Annotated in this window: 4 protein-coding genes and 1 pseudogene; 4 read left to right on the top strand and 1 reads right to left on the bottom strand. The window is 74.1% G+C overall.

The window, feature by feature from the left end:
- Positions 1-319: hypothetical protein (locus tag ABD211_RS04655; protein WP_344126556.1), on the bottom strand; the 319-nt coding region annotated here is incomplete at its 3' end.
- 330 nt (positions 320-649) lie between these two features.
- Here ABD211_RS04655 and ABD211_RS04650 point away from each other — a divergent pair.
- The 4 genes and pseudogenes from ABD211_RS04650 to ABD211_RS04640 all read left to right on the top strand — a co-directional run.
- Positions 650-1,816, top strand: a complete 1,167-nt coding sequence (locus tag ABD211_RS04650; RefSeq protein ID WP_344126554.1) for a methyl-accepting chemotaxis protein — start codon at positions 650-652, stop codon at positions 1,814-1,816.
- Between the two features lie 2 nt (positions 1,817-1,818).
- Complete coding sequence (locus tag ABD211_RS04645; protein WP_344126552.1) at positions 1,819-3,024, top strand: methyl-accepting chemotaxis protein; 1,206 nt, start codon at positions 1,819-1,821, stop codon at positions 3,022-3,024.
- Between the two features lie 429 nt (positions 3,025-3,453).
- A pseudogene (locus ABD211_RS33840) lies at positions 3,454-3,930 on the top strand (AfsR/SARP family transcriptional regulator); the annotation flags it as partial.
- Between the two features lie 187 nt (positions 3,931-4,117).
- Positions 4,118-6,360: ATP-binding protein (locus tag ABD211_RS04640; RefSeq protein WP_344126550.1), on the top strand; the 2,243-nt coding region annotated here is incomplete at its 3' end.

The raw sequence follows: 6,360 nt of genomic DNA, 5'->3' as shown, positions 1-6,360 counted from the left end.
GGCCGTGGCCGCCGCCGGGGCCGCGCTGGCCGCCGAAGCCGCGCGGGCCTTCGCCGCGGCCGCCCCACGGCTCCACGCGGTGCGGGCGGGGGTCACCGCGACGCTCCATCCTGTCGTCGTGACCGTGGTGCACGAGCGACACGACGAGGGCGCCGAAGGCGGTGACGCCCGCGCCCAGGAAGCAGCCCACCAGCAGCACGCCCACCATCGCGACCAGCGGGAACCGGCGCTGGTGCCAACGTGCGGTGGGGCGCGACGCACGTTCGGTGGCCGGAACCGGCGCGGGGTTGTCGTCCGGGGCGGTGGTCGGTTCGGTCATGGGGGTGCTCCGAAATCTGGCACGGCGGTGAGGGTTACCGCTCAACGATCACCAGAGTGAGGCGTCCGACCGCGTCCGCCAAGTCCTGGCGACGAATTACCAGGGACCTCCCAGGCCGCAGTCGCCGGTGCATCGACGTGCCGAAGTCCCGACACCGATGCCAGCCAGGTCATTCAGGAGTCGAGCTAGAAAATGGTACATACCGAACAAACACGATCTTGCGGATCATTGGTGAGCCTCCTAAAGTCCGCCCGCGGCCGGCCGAACGGACCGGTCGGAGGTAGCGACCACATGCTTTCGCTTGTTGATCGGCTTGGACCAAAAGTCCAGATGGCGATCCTGATGTTGCTCGTCATCGGCTCGTTCGTCACGCTCGCCGTGGTCGGACACACCACGGCCGCCAGCCTGGCCGAGGCCCTGCCCATGGACTCGGACGGCCGCGCGAGCCTGGGGCTCGCCGCGACCATCGCGCTCTGGCTGCCCGTGGCGGCCCTGCCGATCACCCTGGGGTTCCTCATCACGGCGTTCCTGTACACCGTGAAGGCCCTGCGGTACGCCACCAACGTGCTGCGGCGCGCCTCCGCCGGGGACCTGAGCCAGCGCATGCACGTACGCGGCTCGGACGAACTGGCCGACCTGTCGAGCGGGTTCAACGTCATGATGGACAACCTCGAGGCGACCGTCTCCGGCCTGCACTGCGCGTCATCCAAGCTCACCACGGCCGCCACCGCCCTGGAGTCGGCGAACACCTCCATGACCACGGCCGTCGAGTCCACCATGGGCCAGCTCGCCGAGGTCTCGTCGGCGACCACGCGGGTGGCCGGCGACGTCACGGAGATCGCCGCGGGCGCTGCCCAGATGCGCGCCTCCATCGCCTCGATCGACGCCAACGCCGCCTCGGTCTCCGACGCGGCCGCCGCCGCGGTCACCAGCGCCGGCGAGGTCGAGGCCAGCGTCGACCGGCTGCGCGAGTCCAGCGTCTCCGTCGGCGAGGTCATCCAGACCATCACCGAGATCGCCGCGCAGACGAACCTGCTCGCCCTCAACGCCACCATCGAGGCAGCCCGGGCCGGCGACGCCGGCCGCGGCTTCGCCGTCGTGGCGGGCGAGGTCAAGGACCTGGCCCAGGCCACCGCCCGGGCGACGCACCAGATCACCGAGCAGATCGAGAGCATCCAGGCCGACACCGCCGTGGCGGTCCGCGTGGTGAACGAGTTCGGCGAGGTCATCGACTCGATCGCCAACCACCAGACGGCCATGGCCAGCGCCGTGCGCGGGCAGACGGACGCGACCGTCACCATGGCCGACAGCGCCGAATCGGTGCGCGGCGCGTCCACCGAGATCATGAACACCGTCAGCGGCCTGGTGGCCGCCGGCGCCCGCGCCCGGCGCGCCACGATGGACGCCCGGCACGCGGCCGACGAGATCGCCTCGACCGCCGCGCACCTGGTCGACCTGACCACCGCCTTCTCCGTCACCGCAGAACAGGCCAAGTGACCATGCACAGGATCTCTGACGCGATCGCGCCCCGCTACCGGCTCTACCTGGGCCTGGCCATGGTCATGATTACCTACGTCACGCTGGCCGTGGTGCTGCGACTGGCGGTCGGCGCCGCCGCCGACGAGTTCGCCACCGGCACGCCCGAACGGGCCCGGCTCGACACCCTCGGCGTGCTCGCGATCTGGATCCCGGCCGTGTGTCTGCCGTTGGCCGCGTTTCTCGCCTTCATGACCGTGCGCTTCATCAACCGCATGTTGTCGCACGCGTCGGAGGTCATGCAGGCCGCGGCCAACGGTGACCTGGACACGCGCATGACCGCCTTCGGCCGGTCCGAACAGCGCCACCTCGCCGAGGCGTTCAACACCATGATGGACAACGTCCGGACGACCGTGACGGGCATCCGCACCGCCGCCGAGCAGTCGCGCGCGTCCGCCGCCGCGTCGACTGCCGCGTACGCGACGATGGCCGGCACCGTGCAGACCACGGCCGCGGAACTGACCGCGATCTCCGCGTCGGCCAACCACGTGACCGGCGACATCGGCGAGATCGCGAGCGGCACCGAACAGATCCGCACCGCGATCAGCGAGGTCGACGCCCGCGCCAGCCAGGTCACCACCGCCGCGCGGGAGGCCGTCGGCGGCGCGACCGAGGCGGCCGCCAGCGTGGACCGGCTGCGTGAGTCCAGCCGACGCATCGGCGACGTCATCCGCACCATCACCGCCGTCGCCGAGCAGACGAACCTGCTCGCCCTCAACGCCACCATCGAGGCGGCCCGGGCGGGCGAGGCCGGCAAGGGGTTCGCCATCGTTGCCGGCGAGATCAAGGACCTGGCCCGGGAGACCGCGCAGGCCACGGAGGAGATCATCCGCCGGGTCGAGGGCATCCAGGCCGACGCCGACCGCGCGGTGCGCCTCGTCGGCGGGTTCACCGAGATGATCGAGTCGATCGCGAGCCACCAGACCAGCATCGCCAACGCGGTGAGCGAGCAGGGCACCGCGACCACCGCGATGGCCCACGGCGCGGGCGCCGTGCGGCTGAACGCCGTCGAGATCGCGCGGGCGATCGATGAGGTGGCCGCCGTCGCGGACGGTGCGCAGGCCGCCGCCGAGCAGGCCGAACGCGCCGCCGACGAGGTCGCCGCGATCGCGGCGCAGCTCACGGAGCTCGCGAGCGGCAACGCCGCGCGGTCGACGGCCAACGCGTAGCACGTCCACAAGCGGTGGGGCCCGGCGCGTTCGCGCCGGGCCGGCCACACGGCACCTGCCCACTGCACCGGGCCGACCCCTGACCCCGCTCAGCAGACCCCCGTTCAGCCGGGCCCCGTCGCCGGAACCCCTGGCTGAGCACCGTTACCCCTGTCAATCTAGGTAGCGCCGCTATACGGACGCTATGCGTTCGGGCAACCCGCCCAACTAACCGGTGGACGCCGCCACTACGTTGAGGCCGTGGGCTTCACTGTGCTGGGACCGGTGGCGCTGGTCAGCAACGGCGATCGGCACACCGTCGCCCGGGCACAGAGCCGCGGTCTGCTCGCATTGCTCCTGTTGGAGGCGGGCCGGGCCGTCTCGCTGCCGACGATCGTCGAGGCACTGTGGGGCGGGGCCGCGCCGCCCACCGCCAAATCCCAGGTGCAGATGGCGGTGCACGCGATCCGGCGGATGCTCAGCGCCGCCGACGCCACGGCGACCCTCGACAGTGGATCGTTCGGCTACCGGCTCGTGGTCGACGCCGACGACGTCGACCTGGGCCGCTTCGACCGGTGCGTGACGCAGGCCCAGCGGGTCGCCGACCGGGGCGACGACGGCCAGGCGGCCGCGCTGCTGCGCCAGGGCCTCGCGCTGTGGCAGGGCGAACCGCTGGCCGACGCGGGCGGCGCCTTCGTCGACGCGGCCCGCGCCCGGCTCACCGACCGCCGCCTCGCCGTCGTAGCCGACCTCGCGGACATCGAGCTGCGGGCCGGTCACCACGAACCGCTCATCGACCACCTGACGGACCTGGTGCGCGCGTACCCGATGCGGGAGGCGCTGCGGGCCCGGCTGATGCTCGCCCTCTACCGGGGCGGCCGGCAGGTCGAGGCGCTGCAGAGCTACCGCGACTACCGCGCGCTCCTCGCCGACGAGGAGGGCCTGGAGCCCGGTCCCGAGCTGACCGAGATGCAGCTGTCCATCCTGCGCGGCGACACGCGGCTGGCCGGCACGACGCCTCCGCCCACCCCGGTGGCGGACCGGCTCGTGGCGGCNCGGCACGCCGCCCCCGCCCACCCCGGTGGCGACCCGGCCCGTGGCGGCGGCCGTCGCCGTGCCGGCACAGCTGCCGGCCGACGTCAGCGCGTTCACCGGCCGGCGCGAGCACCTCGGCCAGCTCGACGCCGCCCGCGGCCGTGCCGTCGGGCAGCCCGGCGCCGTGGTCATCACGGCCGTCGTCGGCACCGCGGGCGTGGGCAAGACGGCCCTCGCGGTGCACTGGGCGCACGCCAACCGGGGGCACTTCCCCGACGGTCAGCTCAGCCTCGACCTGCGCGGCTTCGCGCCGGGCAGCGCGCCGCTGCGCCCGCTCGACGCGCTCGCCCGGATGCTCGACGCGCTCGGCGTACGGCCGGAACGGGTGCCGGCCGAAGTGGACCAGGCCGCCAGCCTGTTCCGCACGGTCACGGCCGAGCGGCGCCTGCTCGTGCTGCTCGACAACGCCCGCGACGCCGACCAGATCCGGCCCCTGCTGCCGGGAGGGCCCGGTTGCCTGGTCATCGTGACCAGCCGCGACCACCTGGCGGGCCTCGTCGCCCGCGACGGCGCCGCCCGCGTGGCCGTCGACGTGCTCAGCGCGGACGAGGCGGCGTCGCTGCTGGTCACGCTGCTGGGCGCGAACCGGGTCACCGCCGAGCCGGCGGCTGCCGCCGAGTTGGCCGAGCTGTGCTCGTACCTCCCGCTGGCGCTGCGCATCGCGGCCGCCAACCTGACCGTGCAGGGGTACGCGACGATCGCCGCGTACGTCGCCTCGCTGCGCCTGCGCGACCGGATGGGCGAGCTGGACATCCAGGGCGACCCGCACGTGGGCGTACGGGCGGCGTTCGACCTGTCGTACGAGGCGCAGTCGCCGGCCGCCCGACGGCTGTTCCGGCTCATGAGCCGGGTGCCCGGCGCCGACCTCGACGCGGCCGCCGCCTCCGCGCTGCTCGGGTCCGACGCCACCGCGCTGCTCGACGACCTGGTCCGCACCCACCTGGTGCAGCGCGTCGGGCCGGACCGCTACGGCTGCCACGACCTGCTGCGCCGCTACGCCGCCGAGCGCAGCGCCCGGGAGGACCCGGCGCCCGCGCGCGCGGCGGCGTCCGACCGTCTCTACGCGCACTACCTGCGCCACTGCGCGGCCGCCGCCACGATGCTGTACCCGCAGACCGTGCGGCTGCCCGACCCCGACGACCCGACCGCGCCGCACGTGGCGTTCGCCGACGACACGGAGGCGTCGGCGTGGCTCGCGGCCGAGTCGGCCAACCTCGCGGCCGCCATCGTGCACACCGCGCAGGACGGCCCCGGCGAGATCGCCTGGCGCCTGGCGGACGCGCTGCGGGGCTACTACTGGCTGACCATGCGCATGGTGGACTGGCAACGCTCCGCGCGGATCGCGCTCACCACGGCCGAGGCGGCCGGCGACCCGATGGCGGAGGCGGCGGCCCGGCTCAGCCTCGGCCACATGTACGGCCTGCGCGGACAGCTCGCCGACGCGATCCGGGAGGGCGAGCGGGCGCTGGCGCTCAGCGTCGGGTGCGGGTGGCTGGCCGGCCAGGCGGGGGCCACCGGCTACCTGGGCATCGCGCTGTGGCAGTCGGGCCAGCCCGACGCGGCGATCACCCAGCTCACCCGGAGTCTGGAGCTCAGCCGTCAGCTCGGCAACGGGCCGATGGAGGCGGTGCTCGTGGGCAACCTCGGCGCGGCGTACACCGAGTTGGGCCGGCTGCGCGACGCGCTGGAGCAGCAGCACCGGTCCCTCGCGCTGGCCCGCAGGATGGGCTCGCGCAGCGCCGAGGCGGTGACCCTGGTCAACGTCGGCCAGACGCTGCGCGACCTGGGCGACCCCGCGCAGGCCCGGGAGTACGTGGCGCAGGGCCTGGCGATCCACCGGGAGATCGGCAGCCGGCACGGGGAGGTGTCCGCGCTGCGGTGCCTGAGCGAGGTGGCCCTGGACAGCGGCGACCTGGACACCGCCCGCCAGCTCGCCCAGGCGGCGATCGATCTGGCCCGCGAGACGAACCACCGCCGCCAGCTCGCGATCGCGATCGAGACGCTCGCCGACGTCGACCGCGCCGACGGGACGCCCACGCGGGCCATCGAGCGCGGCGCGGAGGCGCTGGACCTGGTCCGCCAGGCCAACGACAACCCGGTCGAGGCGTACCTGCTCATCGGGCTGTCCGAGGCGCACGCCGATCTCGGCGACCACGAGACGGCGTACGCGCAGGCCGACCGGGCCGTCGCGCTCGGCGAGGCGGGCCGCTACACGTCGATCGCCGGGCGGGCGCTGACCGCGCGGGCGCGGGCGGGCCTCCT

The sequence above is a fragment of the Luedemannella flava genome (assembly GCF_039528515.1).
Classification (GTDB): Bacteria; Actinomycetota; Actinomycetes; order Mycobacteriales; family Micromonosporaceae; genus Luedemannella; species Luedemannella flava.
The sequence above is the reverse complement of the archived record's forward strand: the minus strand, read 5'-3'. Positions and strand labels throughout refer to the sequence as shown.

Excerpts from the sequence above, each read along its gene's own strand:
- ABD211_RS04645 (WP_344126552.1), top strand. The coding sequence starts at position 1,819 with ATGCACAGGATCTCTGACGCGATCGCGCCCCGCTACCGGCTCTACCTG.
- ABD211_RS04650 (WP_344126554.1), top strand. The coding sequence starts at position 650 with ATGGCGATCCTGATGTTGCTCGTCATCGGCTCGTTCGTCACGCTCGCC.